This window comes from Bacillus sp. ABR, assembly GCF_056172715.1.
The window spans coordinates 268,742-289,767 of record NZ_JAOYSL010000002.1; the positions used below are offsets into that span (position 1 = coordinate 268,742).

19 protein-coding genes and 1 other annotated feature are annotated in these 21,026 nt (G+C 42.3%); of the genes, 8 read left to right on the forward strand and 11 right to left on the reverse strand.

Going from position 1 to position 21,026, the window contains the following annotated elements; genetic code table 11:
• The first annotated feature begins 45 nt into the window (after positions 1-45).
• The 3 genes from OIT90_RS06710 (at position 46) to OIT90_RS06720 (ending at position 3,060) form a co-directional block, all read left to right on the forward strand.
• Positions 46-1,278 carry a DNA polymerase IV gene (locus OIT90_RS06710; protein ID WP_039179722.1) on the forward strand — a complete coding sequence of 411 codons (1,233 nt, stop codon included), beginning with the start codon at positions 46-48 and terminating at the stop codon, positions 1,276-1,278.
• A 15-nt stretch (positions 1,279-1,293) separates the two neighbouring features.
• Positions 1,294-1,638 carry a YolD-like family protein gene (locus OIT90_RS06715; RefSeq protein ID WP_047202242.1) on the forward strand — a complete coding sequence of 115 codons (345 nt, stop codon included), beginning with the start codon at positions 1,294-1,296 and terminating at the stop codon, positions 1,636-1,638.
• 186 nt (positions 1,639-1,824) lie between these two features.
• Positions 1,825-3,060 (forward strand): MDR family MFS transporter, encoded by a 1,236-nt coding sequence (locus tag OIT90_RS06720; protein WP_039179728.1) that lies wholly within the window; start codon positions 1,825-1,827, stop codon positions 3,058-3,060.
• Positions 3,061-3,094: 34 nt separating this feature from the next.
• Here the strand turns inward: OIT90_RS06720 and coaA are convergent, their stop codons facing one another.
• The gene (coaA, locus tag OIT90_RS06725; RefSeq protein ID WP_039179731.1) at positions 3,095-4,054 is read right to left on the reverse strand and encodes a type I pantothenate kinase; all 960 of its coding nucleotides are present in this window, start codon (positions 4,052-4,054) and stop codon (positions 3,095-3,097) included.
• A gap of 188 nt (positions 4,055-4,242) precedes the next feature.
• Between coaA and OIT90_RS06730 the strand changes: the two genes are divergently transcribed.
• Positions 4,243-5,571, forward strand: a complete 1,329-nt coding sequence (locus tag OIT90_RS06730) for a CoA-disulfide reductase (RefSeq protein ID WP_039179734.1) — start codon at positions 4,243-4,245, stop codon at positions 5,569-5,571.
• A gap of 61 nt (positions 5,572-5,632) precedes the next feature.
• Here the strand turns inward: OIT90_RS06730 and OIT90_RS06735 are convergent, their stop codons facing one another.
• Positions 5,633-6,409, reverse strand: a complete 777-nt coding sequence (locus tag OIT90_RS06735; protein ID WP_268473927.1) for an SDR family NAD(P)-dependent oxidoreductase — start codon at positions 6,407-6,409, stop codon at positions 5,633-5,635.
• A gap of 12 nt (positions 6,410-6,421) precedes the next feature.
• On the reverse strand, positions 6,422-7,372 hold the full coding sequence (locus tag OIT90_RS06740; protein ID WP_268465749.1) for an MBL fold metallo-hydrolase: 951 nt from the start codon (positions 7,370-7,372) through the stop codon (positions 6,422-6,424).
• Positions 7,373-7,539: 167 nt separating this feature from the next.
• Positions 7,540-7,751, forward strand: a binding site (T-box leader).
• Positions 7,752-7,792: 41 nt separating this feature from the next.
• On the opposite strand from OIT90_RS06740, the gene proC reads away from it, so the two are divergent.
• Positions 7,793-8,620, forward strand: a complete 828-nt coding sequence (gene proC / locus OIT90_RS06745) for a pyrroline-5-carboxylate reductase (RefSeq protein WP_268465747.1) — start codon at positions 7,793-7,795, stop codon at positions 8,618-8,620.
• A 49-nt stretch (positions 8,621-8,669) separates the two neighbouring features.
• Here proC and OIT90_RS06750 read toward each other — a convergent pair whose 3' ends face one another.
• The 5 genes from OIT90_RS06750 to OIT90_RS06770 form a co-directional block, all read right to left on the reverse strand.
• Entirely contained in the window at positions 8,670-8,813 is a 144-nt protein-coding gene (locus OIT90_RS06750; RefSeq protein ID WP_474892383.1) for a hypothetical protein, read from the reverse strand.
• Positions 8,814-8,826: 13 nt separating this feature from the next.
• Positions 8,827-9,315, reverse strand: coding sequence for a DinB family protein (locus tag OIT90_RS06755; protein ID WP_126681624.1), 489 nt, complete (start codon positions 9,313-9,315; stop codon positions 8,827-8,829).
• A 19-nt stretch (positions 9,316-9,334) separates the two neighbouring features.
• Positions 9,335-10,591: an MFS transporter gene (locus tag OIT90_RS06760; RefSeq protein WP_474892384.1), complete on the reverse strand. Its 1,257-nt coding sequence runs from the start codon at positions 10,589-10,591 to the stop codon at positions 9,335-9,337.
• Complete coding sequence (locus OIT90_RS06765) at positions 10,591-11,940, reverse strand: coproporphyrinogen-III oxidase family protein (protein WP_126681710.1); 1,350 nt, start codon at positions 11,938-11,940, stop codon at positions 10,591-10,593. Before OIT90_RS06765 ends, OIT90_RS06760 begins: the two co-directional genes overlap by 1 nt.
• A 368-nt stretch (positions 11,941-12,308) precedes the next feature.
• Complete coding sequence (locus tag OIT90_RS06770; RefSeq protein ID WP_474892385.1) at positions 12,309-13,922, reverse strand: M20/M25/M40 family metallo-hydrolase; 1,614 nt, start codon at positions 13,920-13,922, stop codon at positions 12,309-12,311.
• Positions 13,923-14,062: 140 nt separating this feature from the next.
• On the opposite strand from OIT90_RS06770, the gene namA reads away from it, so the two are divergent.
• Positions 14,063-15,079, forward strand: a complete 1,017-nt coding sequence (gene namA, locus OIT90_RS06775) for an NADPH dehydrogenase NamA (RefSeq protein WP_268502856.1) — start codon at positions 14,063-14,065, stop codon at positions 15,077-15,079.
• A 120-nt stretch (positions 15,080-15,199) separates the two neighbouring features.
• A complete protein-coding gene (locus OIT90_RS06780) occupies positions 15,200-15,964 on the forward strand; it encodes an alpha/beta fold hydrolase (protein ID WP_474892386.1) in 765 nt (254 codons plus the stop codon).
• 46 nt (positions 15,965-16,010) lie between these two features.
• Here the strand turns inward: OIT90_RS06780 and OIT90_RS06785 are convergent, their stop codons facing one another.
• On the reverse strand, positions 16,011-17,318 hold the full coding sequence (locus OIT90_RS06785) for an aspartate aminotransferase type Ic (RefSeq protein WP_039179751.1): 1,308 nt from the start codon (positions 17,316-17,318) through the stop codon (positions 16,011-16,013).
• Positions 17,319-17,457: 139 nt separating this feature from the next.
• The gene (gene rnz, locus OIT90_RS06790) at positions 17,458-18,387 is read right to left on the reverse strand and encodes a ribonuclease Z (protein WP_461198244.1); all 930 of its coding nucleotides are present in this window, start codon (positions 18,385-18,387) and stop codon (positions 17,458-17,460) included.
• Positions 18,388-18,608: 221 nt separating this feature from the next.
• On the opposite strand from rnz, the gene zwf reads away from it, so the two are divergent.
• Positions 18,609-20,084 (forward strand): glucose-6-phosphate dehydrogenase, encoded by a 1,476-nt coding sequence (gene zwf / locus OIT90_RS06795; RefSeq protein ID WP_047202253.1) that lies wholly within the window; start codon positions 18,609-18,611, stop codon positions 20,082-20,084.
• Positions 20,085-20,131: 47 nt separating this feature from the next.
• Here zwf and OIT90_RS06800 read toward each other — a convergent pair whose 3' ends face one another.
• Positions 20,132-20,854: a GntR family transcriptional regulator gene (locus OIT90_RS06800; protein ID WP_024428032.1), complete on the reverse strand. Its 723-nt coding sequence runs from the start codon at positions 20,852-20,854 to the stop codon at positions 20,132-20,134.
• Between the last annotated feature and the right edge of the window lie 172 nt (positions 20,855-21,026).

The window sequence follows — 21,026 nt, forward strand, 5'->3', positions numbered from 1 at the left end:
GCGGTTAAAATATATACAGAACATACGTTCTAAGAGGTGAAAATGATGAATGAACGAGCCATTCTGCTTGTGGATATGCAGTCATTTTATGCGTCGGTCGAAAAAGTGGAGGCTCCTCATTTGAAGGATGTGCCGCTCATCGTCTCAGGAGATCCTGAGCGGCGGAGCGGGGTCGTACTTGCCGCCTGCCCGCTCGCTAAAAAACGGGGCGTACAAAATGCATCAAGATTATGGGAAGCACAGGAGAAATGCCCTGAAGCCGTCGTCGTACGTCCACGTATGCAGCGCTACCTTGATGTTTCTGTCATGATGACAGAACTGCTTGAACAATACACAGATCTTGTCGAACCCTATTCAATTGATGAACAGTTTCTCGATATTACGGGGAGTGTGACACTACTCGGTTCACCCCGCGAGATCGCCCAAAATATACAAACGACTATTATGAACCAGACGGGCATTTACGCACGCGTTGGCATTGGTCCTAATAAAGTGCTCGCTAAAATGGCCTGTGACCATTTTGCTAAAAAAAACACATCTGGCATCTATGAGCTTCGTGCAGACCGGGTGGCGGCTGATTTATGGCCGCTTCCGGTTGGAAAACTATTTGGCGTCGGCAAACGAATGGAGCACCATTTAAAACGAATGGGCATCAGTACCATTGGGACGCTTGCTACTTATCCGTTAGACCGGCTAAAAAAGCGCTGGGGAATCAACGGGGAGCTTCTGCAGCGAACTGCTTTAGGACACGACCCTTCCCCGGTCACTCTTCACACACATGATCAGCAAAAGGCGGTTGGGCATCATATGACCCTTCCCCATGATTATGCGTCCTTTGAGGACATCAAAGTCGCCCTTCTTGAATTGAGTGAAGAAGTGGCAAGACGTGCGCGCTTTAAGCATTATGTTGGGCAAACGGTGTCTGTTGGCGTAAGAGGCGCTGATTTTTCTCATCCGACTGGATTTCATAGACAAATCAAGCTCCATTCACCCACACAGTACGGGACAGATATTGCAGACGCAGCCATTCAGCTATGTCAGCAGCACTGGGACGGCCAGCCCATTCGCAGTGTAGGTATTACTCTCTCGCAGCTGCAGCCTGACAGCCAATATCAGCTGAGTTTATTTGATCACCATTTAAAAAAAGACAGACTCAGCAAAGTATTTGATGCCATCCATATGAAGTATGGACCTGCTGCGCTCTTGCACGCTTCGTCACTAACAAGCGCAGGGCAGGCGTATCACCGCGCCGAAAAAATTGGTGGACATTACAAATAACGGAGGCGAACAGCCATGAATCCCAATAAATTAACACCTGGATACAACATCATGTGGGAATCAAGCCGAATGATGCTCCCTGAGCACCGTGAACAGCTGCTTGCTCAAAAACGGAAGAAAAAAGAATACACGCCTCCTCCGCTGAGCACTGATCAGCTAGAGGAAATGAATTTTTTGATCACACAGTCGATTACAGAGGACCAAGCGATTTGCGTAACATATGCTGCAGCAGGTATGAAACAGCAGTTTTGGGGCTGGGTGAAAGCCATTCATTATGAAACGCAGCGCATCAAAATCGTCAATGATGAAGATGTTCTCCACCTGTCCTTGCAGCAAATTGCCGCGATTGATCTTGATTAAATGGTCTTTAAGTGATCGTACGATCAGCAGATCTAAAAGACATAGAAGCATCGGCAGAAAAAAATTTGCGGGCTATTCGGAGATCCTCTGTCATATGGTGGATGTCTCCTCCATCAAATTGTGTATTTAATTTGCACAATTTTTCATGTATGATTGGAACATCTTAACACTCAGGGGAGAAACAGCATGAAAAATAATTTACGTACTTTACATCCACTTAGTTGGACGATCATCATCGGCACCATATTCGGCCGAATGGCGACGTCCATGAGCATTCCTTTTTTGGCCGTTTATTTGACACAAGTCAAAGGGGCTTCAGCTTCTTCAGCTGGGTTAATCATTGCCGTCAGCTCCCTTATTGGAATCGTTGCGAGTTTTTACGGCGGCTATGTTTCTGACCGAATCGGCAGAAAAAAAGTCATGCTTCTATCCATCTTCGGCTGGTCATTTGTCTTTGTTGGCTTTGCGTTTGCAGATGCCATTTGGGTCTTCTTCCTCATGAATGCTTTAAATGGACTGTGCCGGGCACTGTTTGAACCGACGTCTAAGGCACTCTTATCTGATGTCACCCCATCAAGTATTCGGTTATTTGTTTTTAATTTACGGTATACGGCCATTAATATTGGTGTAATCTTCGGCCCGCTGCTTGGCTTATATCTCGGGTCATCGAAAACAACGTTTCCATTTCTTGTCGCTGCCTTTATTTATTTGTTATACGGATTAACACTGGCCTGGCAATTTCAGAAACATCCAGTTGCTGCTCCAGAAAGCACAAAACAAATCAGCGTCAAAAAAGCCCTTTCCATTATTCAAAAAGATACGGTCTTTAGCATCATCCTCATCGGCGTTACCTTATGTTCGTTCGGGTATTCGCATTTAAGCTCAACACTGCCTCAATACTTATCAGCGTCACCTATGATTGAGGATGGTCCTAAACTGTTTGGATATCTTTTGTCTTTAAATGCAGTGGTTGTCATTGTCGTACAATACCCGCTCATCATGATTGCGAAGCGCTACTCCACCATTTTGTCGCTGACCACTGGGAATATTCTTCTTGCCGGCAGTTTGTTTGCCATTGCTTTTTCACAGAGTCTCGGCATGCTTGCTTTCATCATTGTCGTGTTTACGATTGGCGAGGTTCTGCTGTTTGCGATGATGGATCTTTTTGTAGACAATATTGCAAAGCCTGAAGTGAAGGGATCGTACTTTGGTGCGATGGGATTTTCTCAGCTCGGCAGCGTCATCGGACCATTTGTCGGCGGACTGTGCATTGACTATTTTGGCGCAGCCCATCCCCTCTCCATTTTTACGGTCTTGTCGATGATCACCATTGCAGGCGTTCCATTCTTACTCATAGGATATTACCGTTTAAAAAAGCGATCGGCGGCGGCCGTAGCTGTTAAAGTAAGTGGAGATCATTAAAAAAAACCGCTCTCTCGTTTGAGCGGTTTTTTCTTTATACCCGGCGGATGGCGATCTCTTCCACCTTGTGCTGATCACCTTTTTTCAAAATGAGATCAGCTCGATATTTTGTCGGCAAAATATTTTGATATAAATTAGGCCGATTCACGGTATTCCAAATCGTGCTTGCCATCTGATCTGCCTCTTCATCCGTCAAATCTTTATATTGATGAAAGAAGGATTCAGGGTCTTGGAAGGCTGTTTCCCTTAGTAAACGAAACCGTTCTTTATACCATAATTGAATTTGCGTTTCAGCGGCGTCTACATAAATCGAAAAATCAAAGAAATCTGATACAAACACACGCGGTTCATCCTTCAGATCATCCAGCGCTGGTGATTGGAGCACATTGATTCCTTCAATAATGACAATATCTGCATCCTCTACTGTTTCATACACTCCTTCTAGCCGGTCATAGGTCAGATGCGAATATACCGGGGCATGCACAGTTTGTTTACCTGATTTTAATTCATTTAAAAAAGACAGCAGGGCTTTGACATCGTAGCTTTCTGGAAATCCCTTCTTTTCCATCAGCCCTCGATCCTTTAATTCTTTTTGAGGATATAAAAAGCCATCTGTTGTCACAAGACTTACCTTCAGCCCATCTCCAAGCCTCGATAAAAGCGTTTCAATGATACGAGCCGTTGTGCTTTTCCCGACAGCTACACTTCCAGCAATCCCAATTAAAAAGGGAATTTTGGCATGATGCGGGTAGTTTAAAAAGGCATTCACATGCTGGTTTTTTTGTTTTTCTGCAAAGACATGTAATGTCAGAAAACGAATAAGCGGTATGTAAATATCTCGAACTTCTTCAAGCGATAAATAGTCATTTAATCCTTGCAGCGCTCTCGCTTCCTCTTCTGAAACAGATACCGGCATATATTCTCCAAGAGCGGCCCAGGCCTCTCTCGTATGGCGCGTGTATAGCGTATTAAAATCTAGTCGCGTGTCACTCAAAGTCTTTCCCACCAATCTTCACTAAACTCGTAACCCAAAAAGACGATAATCCGATTGTAGCTTAAAATGAAGGCGCTGTCTTTATTTTTCAGCGAAAGTTTGCTTGTTTTGCGAAAAAAAGCATTAAAAAAAGGAATATGAGGGTAAATAAGAGTATTCAGTACGATAGATAGAAGGGAGCACACCAAATGAAATATGTGATGATTGGCGGAGATGCAGCTGGAATGAGCTGCGCTATGCAAATATATAGAGAGGATCCAAATGCATACATTGTTGCTTTTGAAAAAGGAGAGATTTTCTCATATGGACAGTGCGGACTCCCCTACTTGATCGGCGGTCTCATTGATGATCACAGAAAGCTGATCGCACGCAGTGCTGAAACCTTTCGTGAGAAATATGGAATTGACGCCAGATGCTTACACGAAGTGACCTCCATTGACCCAGAGCAAAAAACAGTGTCGGGTCATCATACGAAAACAAAAGAACCCTTTACAGAAAGCTACGATCGCCTCTTAATTGCGACAGGAGCAAGCCCTGTCACACTGGATTTAGACAGCCAGCCATTAGAAGGCGTACACGTATTAAAAACCATCCCGCATGCGCTGTCCATTTTAGAACATTTAGAAAAGGACATCACACATATCACGATCATTGGCGGTGGATATATCGGCCTTGAAATGGCTGAAAATTTAAAAGCGCTCGGAAAAAACGTACATATCATTCAGCGGGGAGCAGCACTCGGCCCAGGCTTTGACTCCGATATGGCAAAATACCTTAAAGAAGAGGCTGACGCCAAGGGCATTCACGTATCGCTTGGAGAAACAGTGCAGCAATTAGAAGGCAAGTCACATGTCACAGCTGTTATCACAGACAAACAAACCATTCAAACAGATATGGTCATCATGGCCATCGGTGTCACTCCGCAAACCTCCTTTTTACATCATACCGGTATCAAGCGTCTTCAAAATGGCGCTATTGCAGTAAATCAATACATGCAAACCAATATAAAAGACATTTATGCTGCTGGTGATTGCGCGGCGACCTATCACCGCATCAAAAAATCACTGGATTATATTCCGCTTGGCACAACTGCGAATAAACAAGGGAGAATCGCAGGCTTTCATATGACAGGAACAAACCGGGCGTTTCAAGGCGTGACTGGAACAGCCATCATGAAATTTATGGACGTGACAGCGGGAAGAACAGGCTTATCAGAAAAGGAAGCAAAAGAAGCGGACATTCCTTTCTCCGTGATCACCATTGATAGTACGGACCACGCAGGGTATTACCCAGATACGCAGAAAATGAAAGTGAAACTAATCTACAGAAGCGATGACCATACCTTGCTTGGTGCCCAAATCATCGGCAGAAACGGTGTAGATAAACGGATCGATATCGTGGCGGCTGCCCTTTACCAAGAGCTGACCATAACAGATCTTGAAGATTTAGATATTAGCTATGCACCGCCCTTCAACAGTGTATGGGACCCGCTTCAGCAAGCGGCAAGACGGATATAGAAAGTTGCGCAATGAAGCCTTATCAAAAAAAGAAACCAGTTCAAAACCGGTTTCTTTTTTGTTACTTTTTCATCAATGCTTTGCGTGCTGCTTTTTCAAATAAAAATGGGAATAACTGATACAATTTGCTGCCAGCGTTCATCCACCCGGGCAGATTAATCTCTCTCTTTTTCGTCATCATGGCAGATACGACTTTGCCTGCCACCTTGTCCGCACTCAGCATCATAAAGTCAACGTTCTTCACATATTCACCGCTGCGGTCAGCGATGGTAAAGAAATCTGTTGCAATCGGTCCTGGATTGACTGTTGTCACGTGAATGCCTGAGTCTGCCAGCTCCATTCTGAGGCTGTTTGAAAATCCAAGAACGGCATGCTTTGATGCGGAATAAATGGCTGATTTGGGCGTCGCAATCTTTCCTGCCTGGGATGCGATATTGATAATATGTCCCTGCCCTCTTTGCTTCATCTCAGGGATGACCTTTTTCGTACAGGCGATTAAGCCAAACACATTGACCTCAAACATCGACACCATTTCTTCGATGGACGCATCTTCGACGAGATCGAATACACCAAAGCCGGCATTGTTGACCAAAATATCGACCGGCCCCACTTCTTCATACGCGCGATCAATGTCCTCAAGCTGACTGACATCAAGCTGAGCGATGTGACACACACCGCCAGCGCTCACAATTTTTTCTTTCACATCTGTAAGCTTTTCTGTTCGTCTTGCTGAAATTATGATTTCTGCGCCTTCTTCTGCTGCCAAGTACGCCATTTTTTCACCAATGCCCCCAGATGCGCCTGTAATCCAAATTCTTTTTCCTGTCAATCGCCCCATGCGTTTCACTCCTTAGTTTGCCCTGTAATAGACGATTCCGTCTTTTTCTAATTCTTCAATTTGACCAGCCGCTAAGAGCACATCAAGCTGACCGACTGTCTCTGACATCGTTAAAAATAAGGCCTCTTCATATAGCACTGGAAATAGCTTACGGCAAAGATGAAAGGCTGTCATTTCTTTTTGTTTGAGCAGCTGATACATTGTGTTTGCCCGTTTTTCTTGTTTCTTAAATCTTTCTTCGATCAATTCATGGTGAGCCGTGATGAGCTGACCGTGTCCCGGATAAATCGTCTTGATTGGCAGACGCAATAACCGATTAAGTGATGCTTTATATTGAAGCAGTGATTTTTGACGTTCCTCACCTTCATACGGTGCTTCCATTAACGGATTTGAGGAAATGGTCGTCAAAAGCAGGTCGCCGCCAATAAAATTCCCCGTTCTTTCGTCTAGAAAGGAAAGGTGAGACTGTGCGTGTCCGGGTGTTTCCATCACAAAGAAGTGCTCATGCCCGCTTAAACGATCACCTTCTTTTATGACCTCATCTACATGTGAAGTACAAGAATATGTATAAGATTGCTTCACCATTTTTTCACACTCATTTTGTCGAAGCGGCACACCTAACTGCTGAAAAAAAGGAACCATAAAGTCCACTTGGTGCTGCTTAAACACTGGATCCTGACTAATATACGGCTCATTTAGCTGGTGTCCGATCACACGGACATAAGGTTTCATCAAATTCAATAGACCGACATGATCTGCATGATGATGGGTCAGCACCACTTGATCAATATCGTCTATCGATAAACGATGTTCCTTTAGTTGCGTGACAAAGGCACGCTCTGCCTCTTCTGTCATCGGCCCGCAATCTACTAAGGTTACGGCCTCTCCTTTTAATACATATGCATGCACATCCCCAACGGCAAACGGCGTCGGGATGGATAATTGAATGATGTCTTCTTTCACTTTTATATGTCATCTCCTGCTTTTTGACTCATGATTGTGGGACTCAGTCTTCTTACTTCATTGTATCTTGCAAAAGGCAGACTGTCATGCGGTTTAGATGGGCAATTTTTTTAACTGCCCCTATTGACATAAACTTGTCCATCGTTGCATAATGAACAACAAATATATGATGCGCGATGACAAGGATTAGTAAGCAAAATAATGATGCAAGAGAGTGAGGTCCGCCGGCTGTAAGACTTCACCATCCTCTTATTTGCTGAACCTGCCCTTTGAGCTGTTAGGCAAACCTAAACGTTTCCCGCGTTAAGGGACTAGAGCTGAGTATGCATGTTTGCATGCTAATTGAGGGTGGTACCGCGAAAAACCTTTCGTCCTTTTCAGGCGAGAGGTTTTTTTATTTTCTACAAGGAGGAGCAGCTTATGAGTAAAATTGGATTTATCGGTGCAGGCTCGATGGCAGAGTCTATGATCAAAGGTTTATTAAAAAGCGGCATGATGTCGAATGAAGATATCATTGTCACAAACAAAACGAATGAAAAACGATTAGAGGAATTACAGGCGCGATATGGGGTCAAAACGGATTTCGCTCGGTCCTTTATTTATGAAGAAGCGGATATTCTCGTTTTTGCCTTAAAACCGAAGGATGCAGAAAGCGGAATTTCTGAAGTCCAGCCTCATTTACATGGCCAGCTGATCATTTCTATTTTAGCGGGTATTTCCATTGAAACGATTCAACACTACGCTGGCGGAAAGAGTGCAGTCGTTCGTGCAATGCCAAATACATCAGCGGCAATTCAGCAGTCAGCAACAGGTATTGCCGTAAGTCAAGAAGTGACTGAGGAGCAAAAGAAAAAGGCCGTCGAGCTGTTTGAAACAATCGGGCATGTCACCGTATTAGATGAATCGCAGCTAAATGCGGTGACAGCCATCGCAGGCAGCGGCCCTGCCTTCATTTATCATTTGATTGAAGGAATGGAGCGAGGTGCTTCGGAACTTGGAATGGACCAAGCAACTGCGAAATTACTCATTTGCCAAATGATTGCAGGCGCCGCCAATATGCTTCAAGACAGCGGAAAAGAACCTGCCGAACTGCGCAAAGAAATCACAAGTGAAGGCGGAACAACAGAAGCCGGCCTGAACACACTGGCTGCCTATCAATTTGAAGAGGCCGTTGTCGATTGTGTCAAAACAGCCACTAAACGCGCAGCAGAATTAAACGAAATGTTTTCAGCAAGCACGTATAAATGAATTTGAAAAGCACCTGTTTTGATGCAGGTGCTTTTTCACATATACCCCTCTATTTTTTTTCGTTGGCTACTGGGTGTGGATTTCGTGATTCACACTTCGGTTCTTTCTGTTCTTTACTAGAAATGGCTTGTTCTAATAAAGAATCACGTGCCTGATAAAAATTCACATCAACTAACAATTCTTGATGCTTCACTATTAGCACCTCCTCATGTAGATGATTCACTCATTGACATGATGGCTTTGATTTGATCCAGATGATGTTGTTCATGTAAAGCGATGGTTTCAGCTAATATTTGAACGGTCATCAGTCCTTCTTCCGGATGCAGGCCTGATTGTTCCCATATATCTTTTTCTAATAGCCGAAGCGTGTTGTATCTTCTCTCTTTCATCCGTTTGATCAATGCTTTGATCTCCTCTGCGTTATACCATTCATACGCTCTATCTTTCACATACATTTCAGGATCATACGATTGAAAGGGCGTTTGATCATCTGATATCGCCTGCTCTATCCGCTCTGACCAGACTTCTTCTGTGTCATACAAATGCCCGGCGAGCTGCTTGATTGACCACTTCCCCTCCACCAAAGATTGATCCAGTGTGTAATCATCACAAGCCTTCACTAGCTTCTCTAGTTCACTCATACTTTCCTGAAGCGATGTGATGATGTCTGTTTTTGTTAATTTCCCAGTTTCCATTACGCAATCAACGTCCCCTTTACAGTGAATGCATTTCTACTTTTGATTTATCTTGATGCTTTCCTTTTAGTAGCAGGAAGCTGTTCATTAAACCTGCTACTATCACAAGCCCGGCCATCCCTATAGCTATGATATGTATAGGAATCAAATCTCCGATAAATGCCATGAGGATAAACCCACTAATATAAAATATGCGTGATAATGCAAGACCTACTGAAAAAACACGGGCTCTTAAATGACTGCTTGCATAGGTCATAATATTAGTAGAATACAAAACTTCGACTGGACTATATAATAGATTGGCTAATAAAACAACAATCAAAAATCCAATAAAAGTCGTTTGTTGATACGACAATGCATGTAATATCGCAAGCAATATAACCGCTAACGTGGACCACCTTTTATAAAATTGAAAGGAGAATTTCGCTTTTTTGAAGTACGCTGCAAGTGTAAGTCCACCGATAATTTGCCCTAGTCCACTAATTGTATGACCAAGGCCCAAGCCAAAATTCCCTTCTCTGGCCACTTCTAAAATATACAGACTAAATAAAACATAAACGATGCTTAAAACAAACTCTCTTGACATCAATATCCATATGGCGCTTTGAATTTTGGGTGATCCTTTGATTTCTTTAATCCCTTCTTTAAAACTTTGAACATATGACACATACTCTTTTTTTTCAGATGCTTCTTTCGCTTTAATAGGAATTAACAGCATAGCTGATAATAAAAATGTCAGCGCATCTACTAAATAAATTGTAGAAATTGACCAAATTTCTGTCACCAACCCGCCTAATCCTGTCGCGATGAGCATCGATGCGCTAAAAGATGTGGCCAGTATACTATTCCCCTTAGAAAGCTGCTCCTTATCAATGATTTCAGGTATCATAGATGAACGAGCTGGCAGATATATACCAGAGAAAGCACCATTTAACGCCAATAATAAATAAAGGATAAACGGTGTAACATTCATTGTGACAACTAAAACAAACCCCAGTCCAATGATAAAACGTGCCACATCTGCGAATATCACAACTTTTTTGTAAGAAAACTTATCTATAATTGGGCTCAAAAGCATAGATGTTAAAATAAGAGGGAGCATGGAACAAATAAATAGAATGCTTAGATGAGTCGCTTTCCCAGTAAGTTCATAAATTAAACCAATTGTCGCTATCGTTCTAAACCAATCTCCAAAAGCTGATAAGTTTTGCCCAATAAAGAAACAGACAAAATTTTGATCTTTGAATAGCGATGTCGTTTCTTTCTTTGAAACCATTAGAGGAGCACCTCAGTCGACTCGTACCAACCTAACTCTTTTTGCATAAACTCCACGGCTTGATCATAATTTTCTCTCTCTTTTTCTGGTATAAGATCAACTAAGATCGCCGGATACCATGGCTTCGCTTCTTCTTTGATTAAAAAATATTGCTCCGCTTCTTCAACTACTCCTTTCATTATGAGCAGGTGTAGTTTACGATAGATTTCTTCACGTTTTGGCATTCGATTCAGATGCGTTTTTTCTATTTTCATTGTTTTAGGGAAGAAGACGAGTCTTCTATCAAAAGCATGATATTCTCTAGATTTAACAATAGGTAATTCTTGATTCGTTAGGCTTTCGATATACTTTTGCGTATTTCCTTCATTTGACCATATCATGCCTTGCATATAGGAGATCGCTCCTGTTCCCAAACCAATATATTGATCTTCATATCCTCCGTAAATCACTTCGCCATATTGAAAACGTTTATTCTGATGCTCTGGAGCCATAAACGTATACACATAATTTTGATGCCAGCCATTCGTTTTTAAATGAAGATATAATGTATCACTAAACTCAAATTTTTCTTTAGGATTTGGCGGCATTGGCACCTTGCCTTTGTTAATTTTTGATAACCATCCCTTTGAACAAGCAATATATTCTAGTGGATACGTATCAATACTTGTGCTTCCTAATGCCATCACTCCATTTATGTCCTCAATCATCTCTTCTTTCGTTTGTCCAGGCAGCTGATAAAGCAAATCAATATTATAAGATTGGAAATGACGTTTCATTAAGTCCACAGTCTGAGAGATTTGATCAAAACTAGCCGTTAAGTTGAACATTTTCCGATAGTGTTCATTTAATGTTTGGACACCAAAGCTCCCTCTGTTGGCTCCACCTTCAGCCATAGCAGCCACTCTTTCTGGCGTAGCTGTTTTTGCTTCACATTCAAATGTCCATTCATAATCAGCAGATAATGAGAAATTTTCTTTTATAGCGGTCGAAAGTCGATAGATTAGCTCTGGGGGCATTATGGAAGGAGTCCCTCCACCAACGAACACCACATCAAACGTCATTTTTTGGATATTAGGGGATTGGGATAAGATACGCATCTCATTGATTAAAGCATCTATATATTTTCCGATAATGGGCTCATATTTCGTAGATTTAATAAAAGGACAAAACGAACAAATCGTATCGCAGAAAGGGATATGTAAATATAAAGCGTTTTTCCCTTTTTGAAATGTTCGCTCTTTCTGAATGAATTCTGTCACACGAGATTGTGCTCCTTCTTGGCTCGCTTGGCCAAAAAACGGATAAAGAAAATTCCACAAAGACGGATGCTCATCATAATAACTTTTCATATTTGACAATTATCTCACCCAACTCTCGTCTATTTTTATTCTACATACAAATTCACAGAGAAGCTAAATAAAGCACTTCTCTGCGAAAAACTCTTTTCAGTAAGTATTGATTCTATTCATTAGATTGCAATCCACTCGTTACGCTTCATTTTTATCACCTCCTTTTAATTAGAATAAATGTAACTTAATTACATAATTGATTATAATAGACTTTTCTGAATATTTCAATCATTTTCACTACTTTTTGTAAGGACTATTGTTTTATATACAATTTACGTATGAAACTTTTGGTATAACCATGAAAATATAGACTGAACATTCACAACCAAAAGCCCTATCATCAAGATAGGGCTCTTCATCACATCTACTTACTCTTTCTCTAATAAAGCATGAATCGTTGATTCTAGTAGTTCTGGCAAAATGCCAAAAGAGAACGGGACGTGCAGCCGCTCTGTCCATTTGTGCGGGTCCTTTCCTAATGGACCCACGTTGATGACTGGAACGTAAAGGGCTTCCTTTTCTCCTTGCGGTAAAGAATAGCCCTTTTGGTAAAGCGGCATATTGGTCGTGTAATGACCTACCTCCTGCTTTTCGAGCTGTAAGTAACTTAAATCAGACAATCCCGGGAAATATTTCACTTCCTCTACTTCAAGTCCGTACACCTCTTTTGCCTCTTCTTGAATCTTCTTGAATGTCTTCTGAATATGCGGATCTTCTGTTGAGGACACAGAAGGGTAAAATGGCGGACTATAAAATAGAACAATCAGCGGTCCTTCTTCCTTACAAAGCGTCGTCAGCTCCGAGACAATTTCCGTTGAAAAATCACGATCTCCAAGCTCACCCCGGTTGGCAAAGGCATAGTTGACAATGCGCTCAACCTCCTGTTCACCAGAGCGTTCTGCGGCCTTTTGATACAGCTCGTGATACGTGAGTACCGTAACCCGGGTGTCAATTGGTGTAAAGTGTTTGAATCGCTGAAAGTCAGCTGTTTTTTGCTGAAGATTGGCCTCGATTTGGTCTGCTGCTTGCTTCGCAGTATCATAGAGAAGGCCGTGCAGTTCTTCACTTGAACGTTTCATCATGAGCACATTAAATAAAGATACGGCTGTGTGAGGTGTTTGAACGGAATAGGCTTCTTTCAAGTCCTTTTGCATTAAGTTCGTTGGGGGCGGAGTTACTTCACCATCTACTTCCTCACAATAATCACTATTGAGCTCTAACAGCCGGTTTAGTTCAGATACCATAAAATTCGCATTTAAACCTGAGAATGGCTCTCCTACATGCGTTTCAATCCCTTTACAGAAAAATCCGGCTAATACCTTTCCTATACTGCCTGTATACATATAATGATGTTCATCCCCTGGATACTTTTCAAACATGGGCTCACTGTTTAAACACGCGGTATAGTCAAGGTCATGCTTTTCTTTAAGCTCCTTTAGTTTCGGGACAGCCTCAAGCATTCCTTGTGAATTCACTTCTTCATCAGGAACTGTGACAAGCAGGACATTTCCATCAAATGTTTCTGTCATCGCTCTTTCCAGCATAGAAAGCTGCACGGTGAGCCCTGCTTTCATATCCATGGCCCCTCTCCCAAACAGCCAGTCGCCTGAAGCAAGGTCCTCTCTTGCCCTCTTTGGAAGTAGCGCAATTTTTTGCGAAAAGGATGCCATTAACTCTTCAGGCTTGCATGCCATGTTTTGAAATTCGCCGTAATCTTCTGTATCAACTACATCAAAGTGACTAAGAAGCAGCACGGTACGCCGCAGCGTACTGCGCTTCACAAGTGCCGTTAAATAATACCGGCCATCTTTCATCGGATGCAAAGCCAAATGATCAGGGTTCTGCTCAAAATAAGGCCGTTCCCTTAGCAAATAATATAAGTATTCCGCTAACGCGACTTCTCCTGTTGTACCTGATATGCTTTCATATTGCATAAGAGCTGTCAGGAGCTCCTTTAGTTCACTCTCTGTTTGCCATTTCATCCGTTCTCCCCCTTTGATGTCTCTATCTCTCCATTATACAAAAACGTGTATAAAAGCTATATTCTTTGAGCACCTTTTATGACGAAAGTTTGAATGGCTGTTATAATCGGCTATACAATTCCATGAGGAGGCGAAGGTATTTGGAAACAAAACTCTTTTCACCTTGGACATTAAAAGGTGTTACACTGAAAAACCGCATCGTGATGTCCCCGATGTGTATGTATTCATCCTATGACCGTGATGGGAAATTACAGCCTTTCCACTTCACACATTATATTTCCCGTGCACAAGGTCAGGCTGGCCTCATTATGGTGGAAGCAAGTGCTGTATCTCCTGAGGGAAGAATTAGTGATCACGACCTCGGTATTTGGAGCGATGAGCACATTGAAGGTTTCGCTTCATTAAACGAACAAATCAAATCATACGGAACGAAGACAGCCATCCAGCTAGCCCATGCAGGACGTAAAGCTGAACTTGATGGGGACATCCTTGCACCATCAAGCATTCCATTTGATGAAACATCTAAAACCCCTGTCGAGATGTCTGTTGATCAAATCAAAGATACCGTTCAGGCGTTTCAGGATGCAGCTGTACGGGCAAAAAAAGCGGGCTTTGACATCATTGAAATTCATGGTGCACATGGCTATTTGATCAATGAATTTCTTTCACCGCTTGCGAACCACCGAACAGACGACTATGGCGGTTCACCAGAAAACCGCTATCGTTTCTTAAGAGAAGTCGTAGACGCGGTCAACGCCGTATGGGACGGACCTTTATTTCTCCGTGTGTCGGCTTCTGATTACACAACAAAAGGACTTGATATTGCAGATTATATTGGGATTGCCACTTGGCTCAAAGAGCAAGGTGTCGACTTAATCGATGTCAGCTCAGGTGCTGTCGTACAGGCGAAAATCAACACATTCCCCGGCTACCAAGTAACATTCGCTGAGAAAATAAAAGAAGGGGCCGGCATTCAAACAGCTGCTGTCGGTCTGATCACATCTGGTGTACAGGCAGAGGAGATTTTACGAAATCAGCGTGCAGATTTGATCTTTATTGGCAGAGAATTTTTACGCGATCCATACTTTCCAAAAACAGCTGCTCAAGAGCTCCGTACATCCATTGAAAGCCCGCGTCAATATGATCGTGCTTGGTAAAAGCTTTTAGGAAAAAAGGTGTCTATTTTTCGAAATAGGCATCTTTTTTGTTTTTAAGAGAAACATATCTGCCTTTTGTGCCGTCTTTTAGCTAAAGAACCACTTAGAGGAGATGGAAGAATGAATTCGGCAATGATTGAAAAAATGTATCATATAGATGGACACCATTTTTATACAAAACATCGTCAAGGCAAAAGGCAAGCCACGATTATCTTTGAAGCTGGCTACGGCATTTCTAGTGATACGTGGTCGAATATGGCCCGTGATATTGACCCAGAGCTTGGGGTTTTCTTATACGACCGTTTAGGAAATGGAAAGAGCAGTAAGAGCGGTGAAGGAAGAACCTTGCATGACCTCGCTGATGATTTAGATGCGCTGCTGAAAGAAGCCAATATTCAGCCGCCATTTCTCATCGTCGCTCACTCATTCGGCTCTCTTGTCAGCCGGCTATGGGCAAGCCGAAGAGGAGATGATGTCATCGGCATGGTGCTGCTAGACCCAGCAAGTGAGGAACAAGAGCAGGTGATCCTGCCGCTTTTATCAAAGGAAGAACGCACTTCATATCTGGAGCAATTTACAGCAGAATGTACGCATGAGGACTTTCAGCAAATGTTAAGCACAATCAAAGAGGAGCAAACCCATTATGGGATGATGCCGCTTCTTGTCATTTCATCAGGTAAGAGCCGATTGTTTCATCCAGCGCATGAAGCTTGGCTCAGACTGCATAAACGCATGCTGTCTTTGTCATCCCAAAGCGGATGGATTCAAGCGCAGAACAGCTCGCACTATATTCATCATGATGAACCGCATATTGTACAGCTTGCCATCTATGATGTATGGTGCGCAGCCAAACAACCTGTCTCCTATTATCAAACTGCTAATTAAAACGAAAAACTCCTTGACCCGTTATGAGTCAAGGAGTTTCTTTTATTTATGCCGTTGGAGCAGATTGACTTTTTTCAGAAAGCAGCTTTTCAATGCTGACAAGCTGAACACATAATGTAAAGATGTCAATCGCTTGCTCTAGTTCTTCAAGAGCCGGGAATGTTGGTGCAATGCGAATGTTACGATCAAGCGGATCTTTTCCATATGGATATGTTGCACCTGCGCCTGTCATTGTGACACCTGCTTCTTTAGCTTTTTGCACAACCGCTTTTGCACAATGATCAAGTGTATTTAAACTAATGAAATATCCGCCATTTGGCTTGTGCCATTCAGCGATATCTTTTCCGCCAAGTTTTTCGTCAAGAATGGAAAGAACGAGGTCAAATTTTGGCTTAATGATCGCTGCATGCTTTTTCATATGTTCCTTCAAACCTTCTGGATTTTGGAAGAAACGAAGATGTCTAAGTTGATTGATTTTGTCCGGTCCGATCGTTTGAATCGATAATTGCTTTTGAGTAAAGCTCACATTGTCCGGGCTAGACGCCATCAGTGCAACACCTGAGCCTGGGAATGTAATTTTAGACGTAGACGCAAACATAAACACACGGTTCGGGTATCCTGCCTCTTCAACTGCTTGAAAAATATCTTTTAACGTATCAGGTGTATCCGTTAGATGGTGGACTGCATATGCATCATCCCAAAAAATGCGGAAGTCGTCTGCTTTTGTTTTCATTGAAGCTAGGCGGTCAACGACTTCATCTGAATACGTAATACCGTCTGGATTGCTATATTTTGGTACACACCAAATGCCTTTAATCGCTTCATCTTCTGCGACCAATTTTTCTACCTGATCCATATCAGGTCCATCAGCCTTCATATCGACCGTGATCATCTCTATGTTAAATAGCTCACAAATGGCAAAATGACGGTCATACCCTGGGCTTGGTGCAAGGAATTTTACCTTTGGCAGCTCTCCCCAAGGTGTTTTGCTGTCACATACGCCGTGAGTCATCGCACGTGCAATGGTATCATGCATCATATTCAGGCTTGAGTTACCGCCGATGATGATTTGTTCAGGCTTTAAATTAAGTACATCTGCAAAAAATTTCTTCGTTTCAGGAAGGCCTGTCAAGCCGCCATAGTTTCGCACATCTGTGCCATCTTCAGCTGTCATTGCATCCTTTGATGTCACAACATCGAGCATGCCCATAGACAAATCGAGCTGTTTTGGTGAAGGCTTCCCTCTAGACATGTCTAAGTGCAAGTTTTTACTTTTGTAAGTTTCATACTCATTTTGTAGTGCCACATATAGGTCATTCAATTCTGCTTCACTTAATGCTGTAAAACCGCTCATCTTTGATTGTGCCTCCCGTATTCTTCATAGTTTGATTCGTCATTTGTTTTTTCTTCACCATTTTACCACTACCTGAAAAAGAGCGTCATCATAAATATCAAAAAAATCACACAACTTTTTTTGACGATTCATCCAATTTTTACAGGGTGCGTTCAATGGGAAAAGAAGAGAAATCATGTGCAGCTTCTGTCAGCGGAAATATATCGCGGGCTTCTTTCAACAGTTGTTTCAGTGCCTCTTCTCCTTGGTAACGTGCACTTATATGGGTCAAAATCAGCCTTTTTACGCTTGCTTCCTGTGCTGTTTTCGCTGCTTGTTCTGTTGTGCTGTGGTAATAATTGTAGGCTAAATCTGCATCTTCTTTACCGAATGTTGCTTCATGGACTAACACATCCGCATTTTTGGCAAGCCTTGTTATATTCTCGCACAAACGGGTATCTCCTGAAAATGCAACGATTCTCCCTTTTTTAGGGGGTTCCAAATAATCGGTTCCATCGATGGTTCTTCCATCTTCGAGTGTCACGGTTTCCCCATTTTTCAACTTCTGATACAAAGGTCCAGGTTTTACACCGATTTCTTTTAGGTCTTCGGCTTTTAATGAACCAGCCAGATCTTTTTCCACAACCCGGTAGCCGTAAGCTGGAATCCCGTGAGAGACTCTTCTTGCTTCTACTTGAAAGGTATCATCTTCAAATACGATCCCTTCTTCTATTTCTATGATATGCAGCGGATATGTCAAATGCGTTTGCGAGGCTGAAAGTGATGCGTTTACAAAGGCCTTGATGCCCTTTGGTCCATAGATCGTCAATTCATCCTCCCCGCCTTGAAAGGATCTGCTGCCAAGAAGTCCCGGAAGGCCATATACATGATCTCCGTGCATATGTGTGATAAATATTTTCTCGATCTTTCTCGGTTTAATCGTTGTATGTAAGATTTGGTGCTGTGTTGCTTCTCCGCAATCAAAAAGCCACACTGCATTTCGTTCTTCTAAAAGCTTTAGCGCTGTGCAAGTGACGTTTCTTGTTTTTGCAGGAATGCCTGCACCTGTTCCTAAAAAGAGCAGTTCCATTACTTTTCCTCCTAAAGCCGGTATACAATATCTTCATTCATATAGAATACATGAAGACAAGGTAAATGTGAATTCAGCGGAATTTTTGAAAAAAGTGAAACGAGAGCAGAAAAAGTCGAATCAAATGTTTGCTTTACGAACAATGAACCTTTAAAATAAAGAAAATGTACATACATTCTCGGTTTTTACAACAATGCTACGAATAAAGTGAGGTACTTCTCGTGAATACAGAAACTAATAACCCTAAAGCAGTCATTGTCATTTTTGGCGCAACAGGAGACCTTGCCAAACGCAAGCTCTACCCTTCTATACATAGACTTTATCATAGCGGAAAGCTCGGTGATCAATTCGCTGTTGTTGGAGTTGGACGCCGTCCGTGGTCTCATGAGGACCTCAGATCTGTGGTAAAGGAATCTGTTTCTTCTGATGATGCAGAAGCGAAAACAGAAGAGTTCATTTCACATTTCTATTATCACGATTTTGACGTATCAAGCCCTGCTTCCTATCAATCACTTAACACGCTTCTAACAGGCCTTGAAGATACGTACAGTATTCCAAATAACCGCATGTTCTATTTAGCTATGGCACCGGAATTCTTCGGAACGATTGCGAAGTTCCTAAAGAGTGAGGGCGTATCAGAAACAACCGGCTGGTCACGACTTGTCATTGAAAAGCCATTTGGGCATGATCTGCCAAGTGCGAAAACATTAAATGAAGAAATTCGTGATGCATTCACAGAAGATCAAATTTATCGTATTGACCACTATCTTGGTAAACAAATGGTTCAAAACATTGAGGTTATCCGTTTTGCGAATGCCATCTTTGAACCGCTTTGGACAAACCGCTATATCTCAAACATTCAAATAACATCCAGTGAATCATTGGGGGTTGAAGACCGGGCTCGATATTACGAAAATTCTGGTGCACTAAGAGATATGGTCCAAAACCATATGCTTCAAATGGTTGCCCTTTTAGCAATGGAGCCGCCAATTAAACTGAATACAGAGGAAATCCGCAGCGAAAAACGGAAAGTATTGCGCGCTCTTCGTCCTTTCTCTAAAGATGAGGTCGATCAATTCTTTGTCCGCGGACAGTATGATACGGGTACGATTGATGGCAGCGAGGTTCCTTCTTATCTGAAAGAGCAAAATGTTGACCCGAACTCAAACACAGAAACATTTGTGGCTGGGAAATTGCTGATTGATAACTTTAGATGGGCCGGGGTGCCATTTTACATTCGGACAGGAAAACGGTTAGAAAAGAAATCTACTCAAATCGTGGTTCAATTTAAAGACATTCCAATGAACCTGTACTATGGTAACGGAAATGCCATGCATCCAAACCTACTTGTCATTCATATTCAGCCAGATGAAGGCATCACCCTTCACCTGAATGCTCGCAAGCTGGATGGCGGCACGTATGCGAAACCGATTAAACTCGACTACCAGACAAACTATAATGACATCATGAATACACCAGAAGCATATGAAAAACTGATTCATGACTGCTTACTAGGCGATGCAACAAACTTTGCTCACTGGGATGAAGTAGCACTTTCTTGGAACTTCGTTGATCCGATTTCTGAGAAATGGGCAGAAAACAAAACATTAAAACCAAACTATCCTGCTGGTTCTATGGGACCGAAAGAAGCTGATGAGCTTCTAGAAAAAGATGGATATCATTGGTGGAATATATAAAATCAAATAAAAAAAGAGCAGTCTCCCTCGGGGGTTCTGCTCTTTTTTTAACGTCCTGTTTTCGTGATTTCAACCGTTGAAAAGTCAAATTTATCATAGCGATGATGGCTAAACGAATATTCAAATGGCTGCCCTGCGTTTAAATAAGCAACCTGCTCGACTTCAAGCACAGGATCTGTTGGGTCACACCCTAAATACTGCTGATCCAGCTGATCTGATTTAGCCGCTCTAATTTTCTTGTGCGCTCCTGCTATTTTTAAATGAAGCTCATTTGAAATATAGCCATAGATAGAACCAAGTAGAACTTCTTCATCTATGCCCTTAATGAGATTGACAGGCATAAACGTTTTTTCTAATACATAAGGCTCTTCATCCACAAGACGGAGCCGGATGATATCATAAACAGGTGTGGTTGAGTCAATAGATAGATGGGCTGCCACCTCTTCGCTTGGAAAATGGACATCAAAGTGAATGATTTGAGTCGTGACGTTTTTATCCGCCATGACTTTTGTGAACCCTTTATTTTCATGGCCTGATACATTGATGGCCCCTTGATTGAGCGCCGCCTTCACAATAAATGTACCGTGGCCTCTTTTTCTAAAGAGCAGACCTTCTGCAACGAGAAGATCAAGCGCACGCTTCATCGTCATTCTGCTGCATTGAAATTCAGCGGCAAGCGAGTTTTCATCTGGAATGGGTTGATCTTCTGGATAATATGCTGTTCCTATTCGTTTTCTGATTTCTTCTGAAATGAGTTCGTACTTCTTCATCTCACACCACCAACTGACTTGTTTTTTCATAGCGCCTTATTTCAAGAAGGAATATGGCGTTTTTTTAGCCTTCTTCTCATTCTACACTAAGGGATGTGCGCTTAAAAGGTGCCAGCCATTTTTGTTTCATCCACTTACCGTCACATAAGAAAAATACTTGCCCTTTTCAAGG

Coding starts and splice junctions, on each gene's coding strand:
- OIT90_RS06710 (WP_039179722.1), top strand. CDS start 46: ATGAATGAACGAGCCATTCTGCTTGTGGATATGCAGTCATTTTATGCG.
- OIT90_RS06715 (WP_047202242.1), top strand. CDS start 1,294: ATGAATCCCAATAAATTAACACCTGGATACAACATCATGTGGGAATCA.
- OIT90_RS06720 (WP_039179728.1), top strand. CDS start 1,825: ATGAAAAATAATTTACGTACTTTACATCCACTTAGTTGGACGATCATC.
- OIT90_RS06730 (WP_039179734.1), top strand. CDS start 4,243: ATGAAATATGTGATGATTGGCGGAGATGCAGCTGGAATGAGCTGCGCT.
- OIT90_RS06735 (WP_268473927.1), bottom strand. CDS start 6,409: ATGGGGCGATTGACAGGAAAAAGAATTTGGATTACAGGCGCATCTGGG.
- proC (WP_268465747.1), top strand. CDS start 7,793: ATGAGTAAAATTGGATTTATCGGTGCAGGCTCGATGGCAGAGTCTATG.
- OIT90_RS06755 (WP_126681624.1), bottom strand. CDS start 9,315: ATGGAAACTGGGAAATTAACAAAAACAGACATCATCACATCGCTTCAG.
- OIT90_RS06760 (WP_474892384.1), bottom strand. CDS start 10,591: ATGGTTTCAAAGAAAGAAACGACATCGCTATTCAAAGATCAAAATTTT.
- OIT90_RS06765 (WP_126681710.1), bottom strand. CDS start 11,940: ATGAAAAGTTATTATGATGAGCATCCGTCTTTGTGGAATTTTCTTTAT.
- OIT90_RS06770 (WP_474892385.1), bottom strand. CDS start 13,922: ATGAAATGGCAAACAGAGAGTGAACTAAAGGAGCTCCTGACAGCTCTT.
- OIT90_RS06780 (WP_474892386.1), top strand. CDS start 15,200: ATGAATTCGGCAATGATTGAAAAAATGTATCATATAGATGGACACCAT.
- OIT90_RS06785 (WP_039179751.1), bottom strand. CDS start 17,318: ATGAGCGGTTTTACAGCATTAAGTGAAGCAGAATTGAATGACCTATAT.
- rnz (WP_461198244.1), bottom strand. CDS start 18,387: ATGGAACTGCTCTTTTTAGGAACAGGTGCAGGCATTCCTGCAAAAACA.
- OIT90_RS06800 (WP_024428032.1), bottom strand. CDS start 20,854: ATGAAGAAGTACGAACTCATTTCAGAAGAAATCAGAAAACGAATAGGA.